The organism is Pseudoxanthomonas fibrivorans (assembly GCF_041464125.1).
In the GTDB taxonomy this organism is placed as follows: domain Bacteria; phylum Pseudomonadota; class Gammaproteobacteria; order Xanthomonadales; family Xanthomonadaceae; genus Pseudoxanthomonas.
Genome location: NZ_JBGNUG010000001.1, coordinates 2289605 through 2311063, shown reverse-complemented (window position 1 = coordinate 2311063; position 21459 = coordinate 2289605). Strand labels below are relative to the sequence as shown.

At 68.4% G+C, this 21459-nt stretch carries 20 protein-coding genes; 10 read left to right on the top strand and 10 right to left on the bottom strand.

The window, feature by feature from the left end; translation table 11 throughout:
• Nucleotides 1-43: 43 nt before the first annotated feature.
• Nucleotides 44-2044 carry a SpoIIE family protein phosphatase gene (locus tag ACA089_RS10735; RefSeq protein ID WP_372016643.1) on the bottom strand — a complete coding sequence of 667 codons (2001 nt, stop codon included), beginning with the start codon at nt 2042-2044 and terminating at the stop codon, nt 44-46.
• 246 nt (nt 2045-2290) lie between these two features.
• On the opposite strand from ACA089_RS10735, the gene aceE reads away from it, so the two are divergent.
• The 3 genes from aceE to ACA089_RS10720 all read left to right on the top strand — a co-directional run bounded on the left by aceE (nt 2291) and on the right by ACA089_RS10720 (nt 6196).
• Nucleotides 2291-4984, top strand: coding sequence for a pyruvate dehydrogenase (acetyl-transferring), homodimeric type (gene aceE / locus ACA089_RS10730; protein WP_372016641.1), 2694 nt, complete (start codon nt 2291-2293; stop codon nt 4982-4984).
• 78 nt (nt 4985-5062) lie between these two features.
• On the top strand, nt 5063-5269 hold the full coding sequence (locus tag ACA089_RS10725) for a hypothetical protein (RefSeq protein WP_372016639.1): 207 nt from the start codon (nt 5063-5065) through the stop codon (nt 5267-5269).
• A gap of 132 nt (nt 5270-5401) precedes the next feature.
• A complete protein-coding gene (locus tag ACA089_RS10720; RefSeq protein WP_372016637.1) occupies nt 5402-6196 on the top strand; it encodes a hypothetical protein in 795 nt (264 codons plus the stop codon).
• A 313-nt stretch (nt 6197-6509) separates the two neighbouring features.
• Here the strand turns inward: ACA089_RS10720 and ACA089_RS10715 are convergent, their stop codons facing one another.
• From ACA089_RS10715 to ACA089_RS10695, 5 genes are all read right to left on the bottom strand, one after another.
• Nucleotides 6510-7484 carry a reverse transcriptase family protein gene (locus ACA089_RS10715; RefSeq protein ID WP_372017753.1) on the bottom strand — a complete coding sequence of 325 codons (975 nt, stop codon included), beginning with the start codon at nt 7482-7484 and terminating at the stop codon, nt 6510-6512.
• Nucleotides 7423-7767, bottom strand: coding sequence for a helix-turn-helix transcriptional regulator (locus tag ACA089_RS10710; protein ID WP_372016635.1), 345 nt, complete (start codon nt 7765-7767; stop codon nt 7423-7425). The genes ACA089_RS10715 and ACA089_RS10710 overlap by 62 nt, the downstream gene beginning before the upstream one ends.
• A gap of 742 nt (nt 7768-8509) precedes the next feature.
• Nucleotides 8510-8776, bottom strand: a complete 267-nt coding sequence (locus ACA089_RS10705; protein ID WP_372016633.1) for a hypothetical protein — start codon at nt 8774-8776, stop codon at nt 8510-8512.
• Between the two features lie 33 nt (nt 8777-8809).
• On the bottom strand, nt 8810-9220 hold the full coding sequence (locus ACA089_RS10700; RefSeq protein WP_372016631.1) for a transposase: 411 nt from the start codon (nt 9218-9220) through the stop codon (nt 8810-8812).
• Nucleotides 9221-9404: 184 nt separating this feature from the next.
• Nucleotides 9405-9833 (bottom strand): hypothetical protein, encoded by a 429-nt coding sequence (locus tag ACA089_RS10695; RefSeq protein ID WP_372016629.1) that lies wholly within the window; start codon nt 9831-9833, stop codon nt 9405-9407.
• A 233-nt stretch (nt 9834-10066) separates the two neighbouring features.
• Here ACA089_RS10695 and ACA089_RS10690 point away from each other — a divergent pair, with 233 nt between their 5' ends.
• Nucleotides 10067-10762: a class I SAM-dependent methyltransferase gene (locus tag ACA089_RS10690; RefSeq protein WP_372016627.1), complete on the top strand. Its 696-nt coding sequence runs from the start codon at nt 10067-10069 to the stop codon at nt 10760-10762.
• Nucleotides 10763-11371: 609 nt separating this feature from the next.
• Here ACA089_RS10690 and ACA089_RS10685 read toward each other — a convergent pair.
• Nucleotides 11372-12586, bottom strand: coding sequence for a serine hydrolase domain-containing protein (locus tag ACA089_RS10685; RefSeq protein ID WP_372016626.1), 1215 nt, complete (start codon nt 12584-12586; stop codon nt 11372-11374).
• 211 nt (nt 12587-12797) lie between these two features.
• Between ACA089_RS10685 and ACA089_RS10680 the strand changes: the two genes are divergently transcribed.
• Entirely contained in the window at nt 12798-13799 is a 1002-nt protein-coding gene (locus ACA089_RS10680; RefSeq protein WP_372016624.1) for an alpha/beta fold hydrolase, read from the top strand.
• 759 nt (nt 13800-14558) lie between these two features.
• Here the strand turns inward: ACA089_RS10680 and ACA089_RS10675 are convergent.
• Nucleotides 14559-15245 carry a hypothetical protein gene (locus ACA089_RS10675; RefSeq protein ID WP_372016623.1) on the bottom strand — a complete coding sequence of 229 codons (687 nt, stop codon included), beginning with the start codon at nt 15243-15245 and terminating at the stop codon, nt 14559-14561.
• Between the two features lie 570 nt (nt 15246-15815).
• On the opposite strand from ACA089_RS10675, the gene ACA089_RS10670 reads away from it, so the two are divergent.
• Entirely contained in the window at nt 15816-16571 is a 756-nt protein-coding gene (locus tag ACA089_RS10670; RefSeq protein ID WP_372016621.1) for an SDR family NAD(P)-dependent oxidoreductase, read from the top strand.
• A 150-nt stretch (nt 16572-16721) separates the two neighbouring features.
• A complete protein-coding gene (locus ACA089_RS10665) occupies nt 16722-17984 on the top strand; it encodes a S41 family peptidase (protein ID WP_372016619.1) in 1263 nt (420 codons plus the stop codon).
• Between the two features lie 246 nt (nt 17985-18230).
• On the opposite strand, the gene ACA089_RS10660 is transcribed toward ACA089_RS10665, so the two are convergent.
• Nucleotides 18231-18404 carry a DUF1328 family protein gene (locus ACA089_RS10660; protein ID WP_372016617.1) on the bottom strand — a complete coding sequence of 58 codons (174 nt, stop codon included), beginning with the start codon at nt 18402-18404 and terminating at the stop codon, nt 18231-18233.
• Nucleotides 18405-18664: 260 nt separating this feature from the next.
• Between ACA089_RS10660 and ACA089_RS10655 the strand changes: the two genes are divergently transcribed.
• Together ACA089_RS10655 and ACA089_RS10650 are read left to right on the top strand one after the other, a co-directional pair.
• Nucleotides 18665-18943 (top strand): hypothetical protein, encoded by a 279-nt coding sequence (locus ACA089_RS10655; RefSeq protein WP_372016615.1) that lies wholly within the window; start codon nt 18665-18667, stop codon nt 18941-18943.
• Between the two features lie 179 nt (nt 18944-19122).
• Nucleotides 19123-19485, top strand: a complete 363-nt coding sequence (locus ACA089_RS10650) for an excalibur calcium-binding domain-containing protein (RefSeq protein ID WP_372016613.1) — start codon at nt 19123-19125, stop codon at nt 19483-19485.
• Between the two features lie 380 nt (nt 19486-19865).
• On the opposite strand, the gene ACA089_RS10645 is transcribed toward ACA089_RS10650, so the two are convergent.
• The gene (locus ACA089_RS10645) at nt 19866-20348 is read right to left on the bottom strand and encodes a cupin domain-containing protein (RefSeq protein ID WP_372016611.1); all 483 of its coding nucleotides are present in this window, start codon (nt 20346-20348) and stop codon (nt 19866-19868) included.
• A gap of 197 nt (nt 20349-20545) precedes the next feature.
• Between ACA089_RS10645 and ACA089_RS10640 the strand changes: the two genes are divergently transcribed.
• On the top strand, nt 20546-21454 hold the full coding sequence (locus ACA089_RS10640; protein WP_372016610.1) for a helix-turn-helix domain-containing protein: 909 nt from the start codon (nt 20546-20548) through the stop codon (nt 21452-21454).
• Nucleotides 21455-21459: the final 5 nt, after the last annotated feature.

Sequence of the window (21459 nt, the reverse complement as noted above, 5' to 3'; positions counted from 1 at the left end):
GCATCATAAGCCCGGCGCCGGCGGCCGGAACGGGGCGCGTGGCTCAGTCTTCGCGCTGGCGGCTGATGGCCAGGATGGTGATGTCGTCCGACTGCGGCGCCTCGCCGGCGAACGCGCGCACGTCCTCCAGCAGCCGGTGGCAGGCCGCCGCCGCGCTGTCGCCCGCGGCCAGCGCGCGCAGCAGGCGCTCGCCGCCGTAGGCGCGGTTGCCGGCGTCGAACGCCTCGGTCACCCCGTCGGTGTAGCCGACCAGGGTGCTGCCCGCGCCGAGCACGCCTTCGTACAGCGGGAAGTCCGCGGACGGCTCGAAGCCCAGCGGCCCGCCGCCGGCCAGCGACAGCAGTTCGGCACGGCCGTCCGGGTGCAGCAGCAGCGGCGGTTCGTGGCCGGCGCTGGCCAGGGCGAAGCGGCCGCTGCCCACCTCCAGCCGCCCGCACAGCACGGTGGCGAACATGCAGGTCTCGTTGCCCTCGGCCAGCCGCACCGAGGCGGCCGCCAGGATCCTGTCCGGGGAGCCATGCCGGCGCGCCTGCTGCTCCAGCACGGTCAGCGTGCGCGCCATGAACAGCGCCGCCGGGATGCCCTTGTCCGACACGTCGCCGATCGCGAACCACAGCACGCCCGGCTCCAGCTCGGAGAACTGGTAGAAGTCACCGCCGACCTCGCTGGCCGGCTCCAGCAGCGCGTGCGCCTCCACGTGCATGTGCGCGGTGTCGAAGCCGCGCCCGGCCGGCAGCATCGACTGCTGGATGTCGCGCGCGATCGACAGCTCGCTCTCCAGCTTCTGCCGCGCGCTGGCCATCTGCCCGATCTCGTCGAGCTGGCGCTTGATCGAGCCGCGCGCGGCGTCGAACGCGCGCGCCATCACCCCGACCTCGTCGCCGCGCTGCACGTCGGCCAGCGGGTAGTCGAAGTCGCCCTGGCTGAAGTGGCGGGCGCTGTCGGTCAGACGTTCGATCGGCTCGGCGATCGCGCCGCTGTAGCGCCGTGCCAGCCACAGCGCGAACAGCAGCGCCAGCGCCGCGGCCAGCGCCACCCACAGCGCGATCCGGTTGAGCCGGTGCAGGAACCAGCGCTCGGACACGCCCAGGGCGAAGGTCCAGCCGCTGTCGCCCACCGGCAGCACGACCATGCCCAGCGGATCGCCGCCGGCGTCGCGGTGGTCGAAGGTCGCCGGCCGGTGCGCGGCGACCGCCTCGGCCAGCGGCGCCAGCCCGGCATGGCCGGGTTGGGCGGCCAGTTCGGCCGCGTGCTGGCGCATCTGCACCTGCGGGTCCGGATGGACCACGGCCAGGCCCTCGGGCGAGAACAGCATCGGCTCCAGCCCGGCGCCGCCCAGCCCGGACACCAGCGGCGCCAGCCGCGCCATCGGGATGTCCAGGCTGACCATGCCCACCGCCGGCGCGCCGGCCGCGTCGCCCGGCCGCCGCAGCGGCAGGTTGTAGGTGGCGAAATGGGCGCCGCCGGTGGCCTCGTTGGCGTACGGCTCGGACCACCACGGCCGGTCGGCGTGCAGGGTCCGCTCGAACCAGGGCATGCGCCGGTAGTCGTAGCCCAGGTCGGCCACCGACTGCTCCACCAGCTCGCGGCCCTCGCGGCGGATGTACCAGGTGAAGCCGTCCGCGTCCCCGGGAAGCGTGCCCGGCTCGATGATGATCATCGCCCCGGCGATGTCCGGGTCACCGGCCAGGCTGGCGACCAGCAGCGAGCGCAGGTTGGACGGCTGCGCGCCGACCCCGGTGGCGCTGGCGGCCAGGGTGCGGCCGCTGACCTGCACCGATTCCAGGGTCGCCTCCAGGCTGCGCACGGTCTGCCGGGCCAGGCCGGTGGCCTCGGTGCGCGCGTTCTCGACCACGATCGCCCGCGCGCCGAGGTAGAACGCCAGCGCCACCAGCAGCAGCAACCCGGCGTTCAGCGCGCTCGACCACAGCACCATCCGCGTGCGCAGGCTGTCGCGCCAGCGCACCGCGCGTGCCGCGGGCGCGGGCAGGGACGGGTCCGGCACTGCGGGCGCGGTGCTGCCGCCGGTGGGGATCGCGGACATGCGGTGTCCGGTCGGGGAATGGACCGATCATAAGCAGAACCGCGCCTGCGCCGCCGCGACCGGTCCGCGCGTGTCCCGGGACTGTCCCGGACATGGCATTGATTGCATCGGAAAGCGTTCCTGCCTGACCGGTTCACGGCCTGCATACGGGGGCGTAGCGAGGCCGGAACCCCCGCCCCTGCGTTAAACTCGGTGGTCCACACGAACATGAAGGCCGCGACCCCCGCGCGCGGCATAGGGAGCGATATGAACTGGCTGAACGAGGTGCTGCAGAACGATCCGGATCCGGTCGAGACCCGGGAATGGATCGAGTCGCTCAAGGCGGTCATCGACCGTGACGGCCCCGAGCGCGCGCACCTGCTGCTGGAGGACATGGTCGAGCTGACCCGCCGGTCCGGCGCGTTCCTGCCGTTCTCCCCGACCACCGAGTACGTCAACACCATCGCCCCGCACCTGGAGGCCAAGAGCCCGGGCAACGCGGACCTGGAGTGGCGGATCCGCTCGATCATCCGCTGGAACGCCATGGCCACGGTCGTGCGCGCCAACCGCAAGCCGGGCGACCTGGGCGGCCACATCGCCTCCTTCGCCTCGGCGGCGACCCTCTACGACGTCGGCTTCAACCACTTCTGGCGCGCCCCGTCCGACAGCCACCCCGGGGACCTGCTCTACATCCAGGGCCACAGCGCGCCGGGCATCTACGCCCGCTCGTTCCTGGAAGGCCGGATCAGCGAGAGCCAGCTGGACAACTTCCGCATGGAAGTGGACGGCCGCGGCATCTCGTCCTACCCGCACCCGTGGCTGATGCCGGACTACTGGCAGACCCCGACCGTGTCGATGGGCCTGGGCCCGCTGGGCGCGATCTACCAGGCGCAGTTCATGAAGTACCTGGAGCACCGCGGCCTGATCGAGAAGTCCGACCGCAAGGTCTGGTGCTTCATCGGCGACGGCGAGTCGGACGAACCGGAGACCCTGGGCGCGATCGCGCTGGCCGGCCGCGAAGGCCTGGACAACCTGATCTTCGTCGTCAACTGCAACCTGCAGCGCCTGGACGGCCCGGTCCGCGGCAACGGCAAGATCATCCAGGAACTGGAAGGCGTGTTCCGCGGCGGCGGCTGGAACGTCATCAAGCTGCTGTGGGGCGGTTACTGGGACGCCCTGCTGGCCAAGGACACCAACGGCGTCCTCAAGAAGCTGATGATGGAAACCGTCGACGGCGAGTACCAGAACTGCAAGGCCTTCGGCGGCGCCTACACGCGCGAAAACTTCTTCGGCAAGTACGACGAGACCCGCGCCATGGTCTCGGGCCTGTCCGACGACGACATCTGGCGCCTGAACCGCGGCGGCCACGACCCGCACAAGGTCTACGCGGCCTACCACCAGGCCGTGAACACCAAGGGCATGCCGACCGTGATCCTGGCCAAGACGGTCAAGGGCTACGGCATGGGCAGCTCGGGCGAGTCGCTCAACCCGACCCACCAGACCAAGAAGCTGGACGACGACGCGGTGCGCGCGTTCCGCGACCGCTTCAACATCCCGCTGACCGACAAGCAGCTGGAAGACGCCGAGCAGGTGCCGTTCTACCACCCCGGCGAGGACTCGCCGGAAGTGCAGTACCTCAAGGAGCGCCGCGCCGCGCTCGGCGGCTACCTGCCGCAGCGCCGCCGCAAGGCCAGCAAGTCGTTCGCCGTGCCGGGCCTGGACAAGTTCGAGCGCCTGCTCAAGGACAGCGGCGAGCGCACCTACTCCACCACCATGGCCTTCGTGCAGACGCTCAACATCGCCCTGCGCGACAAGGACCTGGGCCCGCACCTGGTCCCGATCGTCGCCGACGAGGCGCGCACCTTCGGCATGGAAGGCCTGTTCCGCCAGATCGGCATCTACGCCCCGTTCGGCCAGAAGTACAAGCCGGTCGACTCGGACCAGCTGATGTACTACCGCGAGGACCAGGCCGGCCAAGTGCTGCAGCAGGGCATCAGCGAGCCGGGCGCCATCGCCAGCTGGATGGCCGCCGGCACCAGCTACTCGGTGTCCAACGTGCCGATGCTGCCGTTCTACATCTACTACTCGATGTTCGGCTTCCAGCGCGTGGGCGACATCGCCTGGCAGGCCGCCGACATGCGTACCCGCGGCTTCCTGCTCGGCGGCACCGCCGGCCGCACCACGCTCAATGGTGAGGGCCTGCAGCACGAGGACGGCCACAGCCAGATCCAGGCCGGCTTCATCCCCAACGTGCGCAGCTACGACCCGACCTTCGGCTATGAAGTGACCGTGCTGCTGCAGCAGGGCATGAAGTCGATGATGGAGGACCAGGTCGACGAGTACTGGTACCTGACCCTGATGAACGAGAACTACGCCCACCCGGAAATGCCGGCGGGCGCGGAACAGGGAATCATCAAGGGCATGTACCTGCTCAAGGACGCCGGCAAGCCGAAGAAGGGCGAGCTGCGCGTGCAGCTGCTGGGCAGCGGCACCATCCTGCGCGAGGCGATCGCCGCGGCCGAACTGCTGGACAAGGACTTCGGCGTCACCGCCGACATCTGGTCCTGCCCCAGCTTCAACGAGCTGCGTCGTGATGGTTTCGACGCCGAGCGCTGGAACCGCATGAACCCGGAAGCCAAGGCCCCGCGCAAGGCCTACGTGACCGAGCAGCTGGAAGGCCGCCAGGGCCCGGCCATCGCCGCGACCGACTACGTCCGTGGCTTCGCCGACCAGATCCGCGCCTTCGTGCCGATGACCTACACCGTCCTGGGCACCGACGGCTTCGGCCGCTCCGACACCCGCGCCAACCTGCGCCGCTTCTTCGAGGTGGACCGGTACTACATCGCCCACGCCGCCATCGCCGCGCTGGCGAAGGACGGGAAGATGACCGGCAAGGACGTGGCCAGGGCGATCAAGCAGTACAAGATCGACCCGGAGAAGGCGAACCCGGTTGGGGTTTGAGGGGCTTGCATCCTGTCTCAGCCTTTGAGATAGGATGCAGCTAACTTGGTCGCGTGGCCCAAAAGTCAGGTGCTAAAGATGAGCAACAAGAAAAAGTTGGAATACATCTTGCGCGCATACGAGGCTGAGGCTGAGAAGCTGCTTAAAGAGGCTCAATCTGTCCAAACTTTCGGCGGAACGCTCAAGGTCGATTTGGATCGCGTTTACGTCGATCAAAAGGATGGTCGACGTGCGCTTGAGCTTCTTCGAAGCTTAAAGCCTGAGCGTTTTGCGAAGGCTGGCTAATAAGCAATGGCTGGGGCTGGTAGTTCGGCGCTCATACTATTTAGCCTTCTTATAAGTGGGTACTTATTTAATGTAATTTTCTATCCTCTTCGCTACTTCAGCTCCAGAGCTGAAGGGCAGAGATTATTTTTTATGGCAGCGGGCGCCGGGATCATTCTCGGCGCCTTCGTTTTTTTTATTAGCGGTCTTCTTAGGGCTCCCTTACTTAACGCTTTGCCTCAGGTCATTGAATTTGCGGCCACTATAGATAGATATGTTCCTATTCCATACGCGTGTCGCCTCATACTCACAATCTTCGCGTCGATCGCGGCGGCTAATGCACTCAACGCTATTCTTTGGGTTTTCTATGGAAGAGGGGGGCGGGGTACAGAAAAGCGGATCTACGACAAAGTAGTAGGCAGGTTCGGCAATTCGATGTCGCAGTTGTTTAGAAAAGCGGCGGCTCGGCAGAAATTGGTTCTTCTGACGCTAAAGTCGCGAAAAATATACTGCGGAAGAATTCTAGAAGTCCCTAATAACATTAACGATGATGATGCATATGTGGAGATTCTTCCCTCCTTCTCGACTTGGCGGGACAAGGACAGTCTGAGAATGGGGGGTGAGAAAACAGAATATCCAGTCATTGCTTTGTGGGAGGCAAAGCAATATTTGTATTCCAGGCAAGGGGTGTTGCGGATATTCGATCACATGGTGGAGTCTTTTGGTGACGTGGCTGCTAATGCAATCACACTCGAAAGAGAGCGTCTTCAAAGGGAAATCAACGAAGCTCAGGCCGTAATTGATAAGTTTGGGGATTACGATATCGCCGAGGTCAATGACTGGATAAAAGTCATACCAGTTCGAGAGATTGAATCCGCTTCATTTTATGACCCAGACGCATACAGGGCCTGGTTTCAGATCATTGTCGATGCCTCTCCTACCAAGTAGAGACGGGAAGGGGTCGTAGTAAATTAGGTATTCCATTCTGGGCGCATCGCTCAAGAGAAACAGCGGTCAGAGCGCACTTTGCTCGGAACTAGCCCACTTAAGCGGCTCGCCACTGGAGCTGCGCCTGCAAGTCCCTCGGCTATTGCTCCAAAAGCGGGGTTCATTTAGAGCTTCGAAGGTGGGCCGCCGAGTTCCAGGCCCCGTTACCCGGGTTCCGAGCTTGAAACAGAGGTCAGAGTGCACTTGCCCGTTTTACTGGAGTGTAGCGACGACGCTTGAGAGGTCGACTCTGCCCGCTCTTTCTTGGCGAGAACTATCTTGGCGGTAGAAGTACAGCCCTATTCTTAGATCGATGGCCCTGAGCGCGGGGCAAATATCTCGGCTCAATCTGCGCGATATGGTCGAGGTGTCCCTGCAAGCTGCGAAGCTTCTGCGTGAGGTCGGAGGGATCTGGATTCTCAGCAATAGCCTGATGAAGCATCTTGACCCGGTGGTGCTGACCAGCAGGCGCAGACAGCTTGCCCTTGTGAACGCGCACGCCAGTAATTAGCTTCTGCGCGTTAGCGCGGATAACTCGCGACTTCCTGACGTTCATGGTGAGTCGTGCCTGCTCGATAATTTGCTGTGCCCACTTCAAGTCAGATTCGCATGCACCTGGCATGGTAACGACGATGTCGTCTACATAGACAGTCATCGTGCCTCCGCGCTCTTGTACGCGCTCATTCAGCGCATCTAGCATGCCCTTGTGGCAGAAGAATGCGAGGACTTCGCTATGAACGCCGCCCGTTGGGAGGTGTTTTTTCTGGTAGCAGCAGAGATTCGCCAGAATCGCGGCAACATCAGGTGCGCAACGCATTCGCCGGGCGAAAAATTTCCAGACGTGATGTATGGTCGTCGACGGATAGAACTTCGAAATGTCTAGCTTCAGTGATGCATGCGGCGCAAGGTGCTGGTTAGCATTCGAGATGAAGGACTTACTCCTCACGCCGGAGTGCCGGTAATCGGGGGGCTGGATCCGTCTAAGGAGGGTGGCGATCCTTCTATGGATTCTCCGTAGTGGCGGAAGGGCCTCTTGAACAGGACGATCCTCTTTGATCCATACCTTGTAACCACCCTCCAGCCTTACAAGAGCGTCAAGCCCCTCTGGTTTCAGAAGAAGTCGGTCCGCTAGTTGGCCGACGCCCTTCAATCCATAGAGCGCGCAATCATGAAGCGCGTATTGCTTCTTAGGCTTTTCCAGCCGCTGTCGACGTCCCTTTCTTTTTCTTGCTAGGCCCTCCGTTGCCATCTTCGTCATCACTTATCACCCAATCGAAGAATTGGAGGAGTCGCTGAGCGTGATCACGTGCTCTACTGTTCTGCTCGCCATGCATCCGCTCCTTGAATAGAAGAAACGTTGAAGCAGGTACGTTGAAGATCTTGGAATATTCTTCAAGCAATTCTAAAGAGGCGACCTTTTTACCGTTCTCTATTTCGCTCAAATATGAATTTGATATTCCAAGCTTCTTTGCAAGATCCTCCTGCTTCATGCGGTGGAACTCCCGCGTGAGTCGCAAGGCTCGATCAATCATAACTTTTTCTCCAAAATCAAATTAGAAAGAGAAGGTGTGCATCACTTCATCCGGTCGATAAACTTCTCGACCACGACGAGCAAGTTGAGGAGGAAGCATGACCAGCGATATACGTACTCGCTGCGCAGAACCTCTTTCAGCATGCGGATGAAGCAACGCCAGATACGCTGTCGGGTGCTAACTTTCATTACGTGTCTGCCTCAGTTACGTCTTGGGGGGATTCCCAAGGCGCCCTCGCTAACCGAGAGCCGGGGTCAGACAGCGCACCTCACCTTCCTTCCAACGTGACGACGAGCCCCTCGCTCGTCGTCACCTAACTCGGTCACGTCGCGCGTCGCTCATCGCCCCCCGATCGATGGCGAGACGGGGGACCGAATCGCCGAATGGCCGGGAACGGATAGAGGCCGAAACCTCCACAGATCTTTCGATCCAACTGTTTGCGAGGGTGTCTACGCGACCCCTTTTCAGCACCGTGAGCGCAGCTTGGCATAAGCGAATAAATTTCGCAAATAGCGAACTTTGTTCGCGGAAACAGGAGTCAGAGTGCACTTTCCTCCTGAGGCCGTCGGCCGGCGATCGACCACCTGCGCTATCCGCCGCCGCCGCCCAAGCTTGCCCTCAGAAACTGCAGCGTCCCGGTCCAGGCCTGCGCCTGGGCGCGCGCGTCGGCCTCGGGCGTGCCGCCCACCTTGCGTCGGCCGCGGTTGCGCGTGGTGGTGGGCGCATAGCGGAAAAACAGGGGTCAGAGTGCACTTTCCTCTGAATCTCTCGGCTTGGGCGGCCGGCCGATCCTCGCCGGCCCAGCTCGCCGCCCCAGTTGGCGCTCTATAGCGTCGCGGAAGCGGTCGTTGCCCAGGGCGTGCTGGCGTTGCAGGGTTGCGCGGATGTGTTCGACCTCGGCGTCGGCGAGGCCGGCAACCACCAGCGCACGGTAGGCATTGCGGCGCGCGTCTTCGTTGTCGCCGAGGGCACAGTAGCGCTCGTGCGGGCGGACCAGTGGATCGGGCACGCCGAAGGCGTTGGCGCGATGACTCGACCAGGCCTAGTCCACGGGATCGGCGACCATGCCGGCGCGGACCGGATTGAGTTCGATGTAGCGGTAGCAGCGCAGCAGGTGGTCGTCGCCATCGACCAGGCAGGCCTTGTAGCGGCCTTCCCACAGGGTGCCAGTGCGCCGGTAGTGGTCGTTGACGTAGCGGACGTAGCGCCGGCCGAGCGCCTGCATCAGCACGGCCAGGGCGCCGGCGTGCGCGGGTGTCACCAGCAGGTGCACGTGATTGGTCATCAGCACGTAGGCGTGCACCTGGCAGGCATGCGCCAGGGCCAGCTTGCGCAGGTCCTGCAGGTAGCGTTGCCGGTCGATGTCGGCAAAGAAGCACGGCTGGCGATCGTTGCCACGCTGGACCACGTGGCGGGCGATACCGGGAGGATCGAGGCGAGGCGGGCGCGGCATGGCAGGACAGGTGGCTGGCGGCGCATCAAGCATGCGCGCCGGCGGGCTTCTGCATCTGTCGGGCAATGCCGCTGCTCGCGGTCGGGAAAGTGCACTCTGACCCCGGTTTTACTCCCGCTTTACCCGCATGGGTGGCTCGCTTCCGGGGAAAGCGGCCGCAGCCGGAGCTGCAGCCGCCTGGAACTCAGGCGCCCGGCGCGTTGGCGATCTTGCACAGCCCCGTCTTGACCGTCTCGGCGGAGGTGGCCTGCATGCCGGCGATGCTGAAATTGGCATCCACGCGGATCACGCCGCCTGCCTTCTCGCTCACGATCGCGGTGACCGGCGCCACCGAACCCTCACCCATGGTCACGGCCTGGCCGGCGCTGATGATGCCGGTGTCCTTGCTGCTGTTGACCGCGCCGAAGCCGCCGGCGGCCACTTCCTGGGCCACCTTGCGGAAGGCCGTGTCGTAGTTGCTGCCAGTGTGCTCGACCCAGGTCTTGAACTGCTTGCCCTTGAGGAAAGAGCCTTCGACGACGAAGTTCTCCTCGCACGAAGCAGCGGCGGTGTTGATCGAGGCGACAGAAGCGATGGCGACCGCCATGGCGGCGGTCATGGTGCGGAAATTCATCAAGTGGTTCCCTGAGCTGGAGTAGTGCCTGCGCGCCAGTGACGGCGCTTCCCTAGCGATCACCGTGCGGTGAGCTCGCGCCGTGGAGGCTAGCACGAACGGAAACAGGGGCAGCAGGGTCGGAGTGGGCGAAAACCGGGAACGGAGTGCACTTTTTCTCGCCGGGCGCTTCCCTTCGCGGTAGCGTGTGATGACCGCTACAGTGGCCACTGCACTCGCCCTGATGGATGCCCATGCACCGCGATGATCTGAAGTCGCTGTTCGACCAGCAGGCCGCCGGCTACGACCGGCAGTGGGAGAAGACCGCGCCGATCCGGCAGTGCCTGCAGCTGCTGCTGGAGCCGCTGCTGGCCGGCCTGCCGGAGCAGGCGCACGTGCTGTGCGTGGGCGTGGGCACCGGCGTGGAGATGGCGCACCTGGCGCGGCGCTTTCCCGGCTGGCGCTTCACCGCGCTCGATCCCTCCGGGGCGATGCTGGAGGTGAGCCGCCAGCGTGCGCACGCCGAGGGGTTCGCCGCGCGCTGCCGCTTCCACGAGGGCTATGTCGAGGACCTGCCGACCGAAGCGGCGTTCGATGCCGCCACCTGTTTCCTGGTGTCGCAGTTCATCGTCGACGTGGACGCGCGCGCGGCCTTCTTCCGCGGCATCGCCTCGCGCCTGCGGCCGGGCGGGCGCCTGGCCAGCTCGGACCTGTCCGCCGACACGGCCTCGCCCGAATACGCGGTGCTGCTCCAGGGATGGATGGCGATGATGTCCGGCGCCGAGGTGCCGGCCGAGGCGCTGGAGCGCATGCGCCACGCCTACGCGCACGACGTCGGCGTGCTCCCGCCGGAGCGGGTGGAAGCGATCCTGCGTGCCGGCGGCTTCGCCCTGCCGGTGCGGTTCTTCCAGGCCGGCCTGATCCAGGCGTGGATCTCGCAGGTGGCCTAACCGGGGTGACAACCGGCGTCAGGGTGCGCTTTCCGGGTAAGTGGCCAGGTTCGCCAATCCCCGCAGATAGCCGGAGCGCCCCATGCCGGTGCTTGGGCGGCAAGACCCATGTTGAATCCGGCGTTGAGCTCGGCGCGCGCCTAGCTCCGGGCTCCATCGCCCGGGTTCCGGACTCGGCGCGTCGAGCTCCAGCCTCCGTCGTCAGGGTTCCAGACTCGACACACCGAGTTCCGGGCTCCATCGATCGAGTTGCGAACTCGGCGTGTCGAGTTCCGGACTCCATCCCCCGAGTCCAGGACTCGGCGCGCCGAGTTCCGGACTCCATCGGCCGAGTTCTGGACTCCGTCACCCGAGTTCCGGACTCGACCCGCCGAGTCCGGAACTCCATCGCCCGAGCTTTTAGCTCGGCGCGTGAAGAAAAAAGCTCGGATCTGGGGATAACCCGGCCCGTTCAGGCGCCTGTGGAACCGTGCGGGGCTGCGGATCCGGTTCCACGGAGCTAGGCGGCCGGGCTCGTGGCCGGAACCTCGGGACGAGCGCTGTTGCCGCAGCCGAGCCTGATGATCCACCTCCCGGTGCAACAACAGGCGGCACTACCGGCGCACCCGCTCACTCGCCCCGCGCCAGCCGCTCCTCCACCGCACTGAACGACGAGCGCACGCCCGGCGCCGGCCGGTCGTTGCCGGTCGCGAAATACACCACGCCGGTGCCGGCCGTGCGGTCCACCCACAACCCGGCCAGCAGCCCATAGGCATTGCCGCTGTGGCCGATGCGCGGCACGCCATCGCCGAACGGGTCGTCGCCGCAGCCGGGCAGGCGGGTGGCCAGCGTGTGCACGGCCAGGCCGTAGCGGCAGGTGAAACCGCCGCGGGTGCGGATCGGGTCGTCCTCTTCCAGGGTCAGGCCGTTGCGGCCATCGAAACTCCATTCCGGACCGATCATCGTCGCCACCGATGCCGGCGTGAGCAGGCGCACGCCGTCCACTTCGCCATCGCCCAGCAGCAGGCGGCCGATGGTCGCCAGGTCGTTCGCGGAGATGCGCAGGCCGCCCTGCGGGCCGAACACGTTGGAGCTGGTGCCGGCGCGCCACTGCGACAGGTCGCAGCTGCCGTCGCGGGCCGGGGTGATGCCGCAGGCCGGCGCCTTGCCCTGGTGGTCGTCGACGCGTGGCTTGCCCTCCACGTACAACACCACCGCGCGCGCGGCGGTGGCCGCGTCGCAGCTGGGCCAGCCGTAGCAGGCATGCAGGCCCAGCGGCGCCAGCACCAGGCGCTGCATCAGCAGGTCGAGGCGCTCGCCGGTGGCGCGCTCCATTACCCCGGCGATGAGCGGGAAGCCGGCATTGGCGTAGCGCCAGTACGTGCCCGGCGCGTGCGCGGGGTCCCACGCCTTCGGGTCGGCGAGCACGTCCTTGAAGTGGCCATCGAACGGCACCTGCCAGTAGCCGGCGCCATCGGTCAGGCCGGAGGTGTGCGAGAGCAGCAGGCGCAGGGTGACCGGCGTGTCCGGGAAGGCCGGGTTGCGCACCGTGTAGCCGAGCGTTTCCGACACGTCGGCATCCAGGTCCAGCACGCCCTGTTCGACCAGCCGCATCACGCCGATCGACAGCACCAGCTTGGAGATCGACGCGATCCGCACCGGATCGTCGGCGGTGACCGCGCGGCCGCTGGCCGGATCGGCCAGGCCCATGGCGCGCACGCCGGTGACGCCGTGGCGGTCGAAGGCCACGCGCACGCTGGCGACGGGCGTGGCGTGGTCGTCGGCGAAGGCCGGTGCAGCGGCGAGCAGGACGAGGCAGGCGAGGCAACGCAGGATGAGGTCCATGCGGTCGAGTCTAGCCGGCAGGCGCGCCGTCCCGGTCCCTCCACCTGTCGGGGGCGCGGACGCGGGCGCCGGTGCGCCGAACGGCGGATGAACTGGCGGCGTTTCCGCACCGCCGCCGCACCGTCGTTCCACGTGTGCCCTGCGTTACGCTCGCCGCTCGCCGTGGCGCCCATGCACCGGCGTCCGTATCCCCTGACGCCCGGAGGGCAGGATGAAGTCGACCACACGCTTCGCGTTGTTCGCGGCCACCTCGCTGTATGCATCGCTGGCGCATGCGGCACCGCAGGCACCGCAGCAGACCCCGGACAGCTACGCCGTCGCCGGCGAGCGCGTCGCCATCGCCCCCGGCCGCGCGTTGAACCTGCGCTGCGTGGGCGAAGGCCCGCAGACGGTGCTGCTGGAAGCCGGCGGCAACGCCGATGCCAGCACCTGGTTCCGGGTGCAGTCGCTGCTGGCCCCGCGGGCGCGCGTGTGCGCCTATGACCGGGCCGGCTACGGCTTCAGCGACGAAGGCCCGATGCCGCGCGACCTCGAAGCCGACGTCGCCGACCTCGCCGCGCTGGTCGCGGCCGCGAAGCTGCAGACGCCGCTGGTGCTGGTCGGGCACTCGCTGGGCAGCAACATCGTGCGCGCCTACGCGCTGCAGCACCCGGAGGACGTGCGCGCGCTGGTGCTGGTCGATCCGCCGGAACAGGGCGCCGACACGCGGCTGCCGCAGGCCTGGAAGGACCAGGACGAAGCCGGCCGCAAGCGGCGCGACGCGTTCCTCGACGCCTGCCTGGCGGCGGCCGAAGCCGGCACCCTGGACAAGGCCGCGGCCCCGCTGTCGTCCTGCCTGCGCGCGCCGCCGCCGTGGCAGAGCGCCGCCGTGGCCGCCGCCACGCGCGCGTACAAGCTCACCCCGGCGTACTGGCGCACCCTGCGCTCCGAGCTCGATGCCAACACCGCGATCTTCGCCGCGCCGGTGCCGGCCGACGAATCGCACGGCGACACGCCGGTCGTGGTCCTGGCCGCGCCGGCCAGGCTCGATGGCGTGCCGGAGGACGTGGCCACGGCCATGCGCGAGGCGCACGAGCAGACCCGCGCGCGCCTGGTCGCCACCTCCCGCAACGGCCGCCGCATCGACGTGGCCGATACCTCCCACGACATCCAGCTGGACGCGCCGCACGCGGTGGCCGCGGCCGTGGGCGAGGTGCTTGCGGCGCGGCCGTGAGGCGGCGACGGCGCGCAGGACGAGGTCCGCAGGCACAGGGTCAGCGTGCACCAGCCGGACCTGCCGTCCGACGCCGCTGCGCGGGGTCGGGAACGTGCACCCCGGCTCCGGTTCCTGTCCCGGGATCGGGGACGTGCACTCCGGCCTTGGTTCCTGGCCCCGAATCGGGAACGGACATTCCGACCCCGCTTCTTGACCCGACTCCGCGGTGCGCTCAGCGGAAGGAAACAGGGGTCAGAGTGCACTAATAGGAAACAGGGGTCAGAGTGCACTAATGGAACTGCCGTCCGAGGCCGCTGCCCGGGGTGGGAACGTGCGCGCCGACCCCGGTATTCGGCCCGGCTCCACGGTGCGCTCAGCCGCCGGCTTCCGGGGCGATGGTGTGCACCACCTGGCCGTTGGCGTCGAGGAACTCGATCGCGCCGTAGCCGGCCTCGGTGACGGTCAGGGGCGGAACAGGGGTCAGAGTGCACTAATGGAACCTGCCGTCCGAGGCCGCTGCCCGGGGTGGGAACGTGCGCGCCGACCCCGGTATTCGGCCCGGCTCCACGGTGCGCTCAGCCGCCGGCTTCCGGGGCGATGGTGTGCACCACCTGGCCGTTGGCGTCGAGGAACTCGATCGCGCCGTAGCCGGCCTCGGTGACGGTCAGGGGCGGAACAGGGGTCAGAGTGCACTAATGGAACCTGCCGTCCGAGGCCGCTGCCCGGGGTGGGAACGTGCACGCCGACCCCGGTATTCGGCCCGGCTCCGCGGTGCGCTCAGCCGCCGGCTTCCGGGGCGATGGTGTGCACCACCTGGCCGTTGGCGTCGAGGAACTCGATCGCGCCATAGCCGGCCTCGGTGACTGTCAGGCGCAGGCGGGTGCGGTCGGCCTTGTCGCGCAGGTCGACGCTGGGCGTGCCGTCGGCGGCGACGTTCATGCGGATGCGGGTGGCGGTGGCCACGCCCGGGACCAGGCGGTTGTCCAGCGCCGGTTCGCGCAGCAGCGGCGGCGCCTGGTTGATCGAGAACGCCACCGAGCCGTCCGGCGAAACGCGCCAGCCCACCGCGTCCATCGCCGGGTGGTCCAGCGCCAGCACCGCCATTCCGCCGTCGACATCGGCGGTGCCGAAGCCGCCGCGCTCGCTGCCGGTGTCGTCGTACAGCACCATGCCGGCCACGTCGAACGCGCGCTTGTACTGGATGCCGTCGATGATCGGCGCCGGGGTCCGCCCGGACAGGGTCATGCGGATCACGCCCTGCTCGTCGACGATGTCGATCCGGCGCGCGGTGATGCGCTCGTGGCCGGGCGTGGCCACCCGGGTTTCGGGCGTGCGCGTTTCGATGATGCGTTCGAGGGCCTGGACCGAGGGTCGCTTCGGCGCCGGCTCGCTGGCGAGCACGGGCCAGGTGGTGGCCAGCGCGGCAAGGGCGAACGGGACGATGGCACGGTGCGGCATGGGCATGCGGTGGCTCTCCGGTGAAGTGGCGATCCGGAAGGATACGCAGCAACGCCGCACCGGCGCGGGGTCGGAGTCACGTCCTGCGCATGGCACGCCTGCATCGCGGCGCAGTTCCGGTTGCGTTCCATGGCCCTGCAGGTGCAGCCGGGATCAGTGCCTGGCCGATGCCGACGTCCAGCGCGATCGCGACGGCACGCGCTTCAACGAGGCGTTGCGAACGGGGGCGTGAGCCTGGTCCGGTCCGGCGCCGACGCGCCGGTCGCAGACGGAAAACAGGAGCCACGGCAAATCCGCGGCGCCGCGGGGTGCAGCGGGCGCAACGGCTGCAATGCCCGCAACCGCCGCAACCGCCGCAACCGCCGCAATGCCCGCAATGCCCGCAATGGCCGCAATGGCCGCAACGGCCGCAACGGCCGCAACGGCCGGAGGTCTCCCCCGCGGGATGGGCACGTACACGGAACGGTAATCGTCCCGCCTCTACGCTCCATCGCATCGGGACGCGCGCGACCCATGGCGAGGCGCGGCGCGCACCCACCGCACCGGCGCCACAGGCGCCCCCATCGGAGCACACGCATGGCAGGGTTCGAAGGCAAGGTCGCGCTGGTCACCGGCGCCGGGTCCGGGCTGGGCGAGGCGATCGCCAAGGCACTGGCAGCGCGCGGGGCGAAGGTGGTGGCGACCGACATCCACCAGGAGGCGGTGGACCGGGTCGTCGGCGAGATCGTCGCCGCGTCCGGCACCGCGATGGCGGTCCGCCAGGACACGGCGCGGCCGGAGGACAACGCCGCGGTGGTCGAACGTGCGGTGGCCGAGTACGGAGCGCTGCACTACGCGGTCAACAACGCCGGCATCGGCGGCGCGCAGGCGCCGGCGGGCGAGCTGGATGTCGCCGAGTGGCAGCGGGTGATCGACATCAACCTCAACGGCGTGCTGTACGGGATGCGCTACCAGATCCCGAAGATGCTGGAGGCCGGCGCGGGCGAATGCGCGATCGTCAACATGGCCTCGATCCACGGCATGGTCGCGGCGATCGGCAATGGCGCCTACACCGCGGCGAAGCACGGCGTGGTCGGGGTGACCCGCAACGCGGCAGCCGAATACGGGCCACGGGGCCTGCGCATCAACTGCGTCGGCCCGGGCTACATCGACACGCCGCTGCTCGACGGCCTGCCGCCCGAACAGAAGGCGGCGCTGGTGGCCAAACACCCGCTGGGGCGGCTGGGCACGGCCGACGAGGTCGCCGCGCTGGTGCTGTTCCTGCTCTCGGCCGAAGCCTCGTTCATCACCGGCGGCTACTACCTGATCGACGGCGGCTACACGGTGGTGTGAGCCGGGGCGCGGGGCGCACGCTCCACTGCGGTTCGCGATCCAGGCGCCCACCGCCGGCGGAAGTCCCCGGGACTATGGTCACTTGTGCAGGCCCCGAGGCCGGGCCGATCGTCGCACGGGTCCGCGCCCATGGCGTCCCAGGAGTTCCCCGTGCCCCGCTTCCGCCTGCTCGTCGCCGCCTGCCTGCTGCTGGCCTCCCTGCATGCCTCCGCCGCCACCCCGCGCGCGACGGTGGCGCAGGTCGCCGACACCATCGAGCGCGAATACTTCGACCCGCAGCGCGGCCGCGCCATCGCCGAGGCGCTGCGCGCCGATGCCGCCGCCGGCCGCTACGACCGCCATGTCCAGCCGCTCGACCTGGCCACCGCGCTGACCGGCCGGCTCAAGGACGAGGACCGGCACTTCAACGTGCGCTGGAGCGACGCCGCGCAGGCCGGGCGCCCGGCGCGGGGGCCGGTCGAGGATCCGGCGCGCAGCAACTTCGGCATCCGCGGCATCGAGGTGCTGCCGGGCAACGTCGGCTACCTGGACCTGCGCTACTTCGCCGACTTCGATTTCGCGCAGCCGCAGGCGCCGGCGCGGCAGGCGATCGACGCGGCGCTGGCGCTGCTCGGCCACGTCGATGCGCTGATCATCGACCTGCGCGACAACGGCGGCGGCTCGCCGGCGATGGTCGGCTACCTGGCCAGCGCGTTCGTCGCACCCGGCGCCGACATCTACAACACCTTCCACTCGCGCCAGGGCACCGAAACCGAAGCGCCGGCGACGCCGTACGCGACGCCGCGCACGCAGCTGCCGCTGTACGTGCTGGGCAGTGGCCGCACCGGTTCGGCGGCCGAGGCCTTCGCCTACACCCTGAAGAACGCGCGGCGCGCGACCGTGGTCGGCGAGGCCACCGCCGGCGCGGCCAACCCCGGGCAGCCGTTCCGCCTGGACGGCGGCTACAGCGTGTTCGTGTCCACCGGCTCGCCGGTCAGCCCGGTCACCGGCCGCAACTGGGAGGGCAGCGGCGTGCAGCCGGATGTGGAGGTGCCGGCGTCGGAGGCGCTCGCCCGCGCGCGGCAGCTCGCCCTGGCCACGCTGGTCGAGCGCGGCGGCGACGCGAGCGTGCGCTGGCCGCTGGAGGCGCTGACCGCCAGGCCGCCGGCGGTGCCGGCCGAAGCACTCGCCGCGCAGGCCGGGTCGTACGGGATGGTCGCGATCGACGTGGCCGGCGATGGGCTGCAGCTGCGCCAGGGACGCCGCCCGCCGCAGCGCCTGCGTCCGCTTGAGGCCGACCTGTACTTCATGGAAGACCATCCGACCCGGCGCGTGCGCTTCGAGCGTGCCCCGGCCGGCGAGGTGGTCGCGCTGGAAGTGCTGCTGGCCGACGGCAACGTGTCGCGCCATGTGCGCGAGCCGGGCGGGTCCTGAGCGCGGACGCGGAGCGATGGGCAGGCGCCGATGAAGTAGCGCCCAGGCCCGCTTCACGGCGGGCAGGAAAAAGGCGGCCGGTCGGCCGCCTTTTCCATTCGGAAGGGCGTGGAACGCGACGGGCCAGACCGCCACATCGCCACGTCGCCACGCCGCCACGCAGGAGCGGTTCGCAGTACCCCAGGCCCGCAGCCTCCGCTGCGCCAGCCGCTGCGGCGACGGCCCCACCGCGTCCTGCGATCCGCGTTACGTCACCTTCTTGAAGACGGTCACGCCCAGCAGGAACAGCACCGCGGCGATGACGAGCGCGGCGATGAACAGGAACTTGGCGATGCCCATCGCGCCGCCGGCGATGCCGCCGAAGCCCAGCACGCCGGCAACCACGCCGATGACCGCGAAAATGATGGCCCACTTGATCATGAGGTTTTCCTGTGGGTTCCCGCCGGGCGGGAACATGAAAGCGATGAGGTCGCGTCGCCCGTCCGGGCGACGTGGTGGAGAACCTAGGCGGTCGCGCGTCTTGCGTCTGTGAAGCGTTGCATGGGAAGCGCATGCCGGCCTTGGGCTGGCGGCGTAGGAATTGTCCTACACCCGCGTGTGTCCCGGCGCACAGAACCGCGGACCCGGATCATGACAGCGTGGAGAGGCCGGAATTCCCGGCACTCGAAAGGACGGTCCGCATGAACTTCAAGGTCATTGGCCTCGCCGCTGTCTTGGCTTTCGCTGGCATCTCCACGTCGAACGCGCAGGAAAACAACTTCCCCCAGCCGGATGGCGACGTGGTCTGCCCGAGCCCCGGGCCCTGCAGCGTCACCCAGGACTGGGAGCTGTCCTACTGCACCGAGAATTCCTGCCTGTGGCGCGTGTGCACCACCATCACCGGCGCGGGCACCAATTGCGGCTTCACCTGGCGGCCGAAGCCCCCGATCAATGGTCCGGGCTATCCGGAAGAGCCGTGAGTCCGGCCTGATGCCGGAGGGGGCCCCGCAACCGCGGGGCCTTTTCGTTTCTGCGACCATGTCGCACACGGTCGCCATCCCGAACCGGGGCCCGGGTGCCTTCCCCGAGCTCGAAACAGGGTCAGGTGCGCGGGTGGGCGGTCGACAGGACGCCTTGGCATTCGTGTCTGGGGGTGCAGGTGGGATCCATCGATATCGCGCGGGTCGCACTGGTCCTGCTACTGCTGGGCGCGGCGCTGTCGTCGGCCGGCGAGAGCGCGGCGCATCCGGGGGGCCTGGACCGCGAAGGCTGCCACCACGATCGCAGGAACGGCGGCTACCACTGCCACCGCGCGCCCGCCGCGGCCACGCCGGTGCCGCAGCATGGGCTCGCGCCGCGCGAGGACCGGAGCGACGCGCAGCCTCGCGGCCGCGCCTACCGCAACTGCGACGAGGCGCGGGCCGCGGGCGCCGCCCCGGTGCGGCGCGGGGAACCTGGCTACGGCCCGCACCTGGACCGGGACAACGACGGCATCGGCTGCGAGCCGTATCGCGGCCGCTAGGCGCGGGTTCCGTGGCCACCGTCAGGCGCCTGCGCCATGCGTGCCGGGACGCCGACGTGACCCGGCATCGGGCCGGCATGGCGCGTGCGTGCCGCGTGCCGGGCCGGTGCCTGCCGGCGTGCCGCTGCGCGGATGCCTGCAGTGGGCCCGTCCGTCGGGCCGGGTGACGCACCGCCAGGTGCGGCCTGCTCCATCGACCACCTCGACCGCCTGGTGGGCACGGACATCCGCCGTCGCCGCGTTCGCAGGAGGCAGCAACGCCGCGATGAGCGCGACGAGCAGGCCGTGGCGTGCGCCCATCCGCGCACGCGCATGCCGCGTCGACCGGCAGGGTGCCGACCTCCACCGGGTCGAACGCCAACGTGTGGGCCGGCGCATGTTCAGGCCTCCCCGGACACCGGGTCGTCGATGGGTCCGCCGACGATCTCGGCGTCGAACAGGGAGGCGACGCGCGGCAGGTCTGCGATGTCGATCCGGTCCATCAGCTGCACCAGGCGGTCGAATCCGCCCGGGGTGAACAGCGCCAGCATCCGCGCCGGGTGGGCACCGAAGTTGCGGAAGGCGTGGGGCACGCCGCGCGGGACGTGCACGACGCTGCCGGCCACCACCTGTTCGCGACGGTCGCCGCATGCGAAATGCAGGGTGCCGGTGAGCACGTAGAACGTCTCGTCGGCGTCGTGGTGGATATGCAGCGGTGGCCCGCCCATGGGCGCGACCACCGTTTCGATCAGCGCCAGGCCGCCGCCGGCGTCCTGGGTCGTGATGCGCACGCCCATGCTTTCGCCCGGGAAGGGGTCCAGCCAGCGGGTCTGGTGGGCGTGGTGGAACAGCGCACGCGGTGCGCGGGAGGGATTCGCAGCCATGGGATGCCTCGTTCGGGGGACGAGGCCATGGTGCGCACGCGGCCCGGTCGGCGATTGCACGCATCCGCGTGAAAGTGAACGCATCCGTGCCGAAATGGCGTATTCACGCTGTTCCGGCTTGATCGCACGCGCGGTGCCTGCGGAGACTGCGCCCCTTCCACGAATGACGGTGCGCCATGGCCGAGCGCGATACGCGAATGGACTGCTCACGGTTGCCCGGCCCGGCGCCGGTGCGCGTGACGCCGCTGCAGGATTCGGCGTTCAGCGCCACCCGCTTCCGGATCGGGCGCCCACGAACCGGGCCGCACGTGGTGCGCATGGAAGCGGCCGATGCCTACGTGGTGCTGTACCAGCTCTGCAGCCATCCGGTGCATGACATCCGGATCGACGGACGCGTCGTGCGCAGCCAGCCGTCCACGCACGGATCCCTGCACGTCATCGACCAGGCGGGCGATCCGTGCGCCTGGCTGGAGCATCCGGCCGACACCTTGATGGTCCACCTGCCGCGCCCGGCGGTCGACGCCCTCGCCCGCGAAGCCGGCGCCACCTGGGATGGCGTGCTGCGCGCACCCGTGGCCTGGAATACCCGCGATCCCGTGGTCTCGGGGCTGGAACCGTTGCTGCTGGACACGCTTGCATCGACCGCGCCGGCCCACGACCTGCTGCACGACCAGCTGATGCGCACGCTCGGCATCCACCTGGTGCAGGCCTATGGCGGGCTGCGCCAGCGCCGCGCCGTGTTCCGCGGCGGCCTGGCGCCCTGGCAGGAGCGGCAGGCCAAGGAGCGTCTGTCGGCGCGGCTGGACCAGCCGGTCCTGATCGCCGACGTGGCGCGCGCGTTCGGGCTGTCGCCGGACCACTTCAGCCGCGCGTTCCGCGTGTCCACCGGCATGGCGCCCCAGGCCTGGCTGCAACGCCGGCGCGTGGAGCAGGCCATGCACCTGCTGCGATCCACCGCCTCGCCGCTGGCCGGGGTGGCCACGGCCTGCGGCTTCAGCGACCAGAGCCATCTGTCCCGCGTGTTCGCGCGGGTGGTGGGCTGCACCCCGGGCGCGTGGCGCCGCGCGATCGCTCCGCGCGCGCATGACCCGGGCGCGCCCCGCTGACGCGC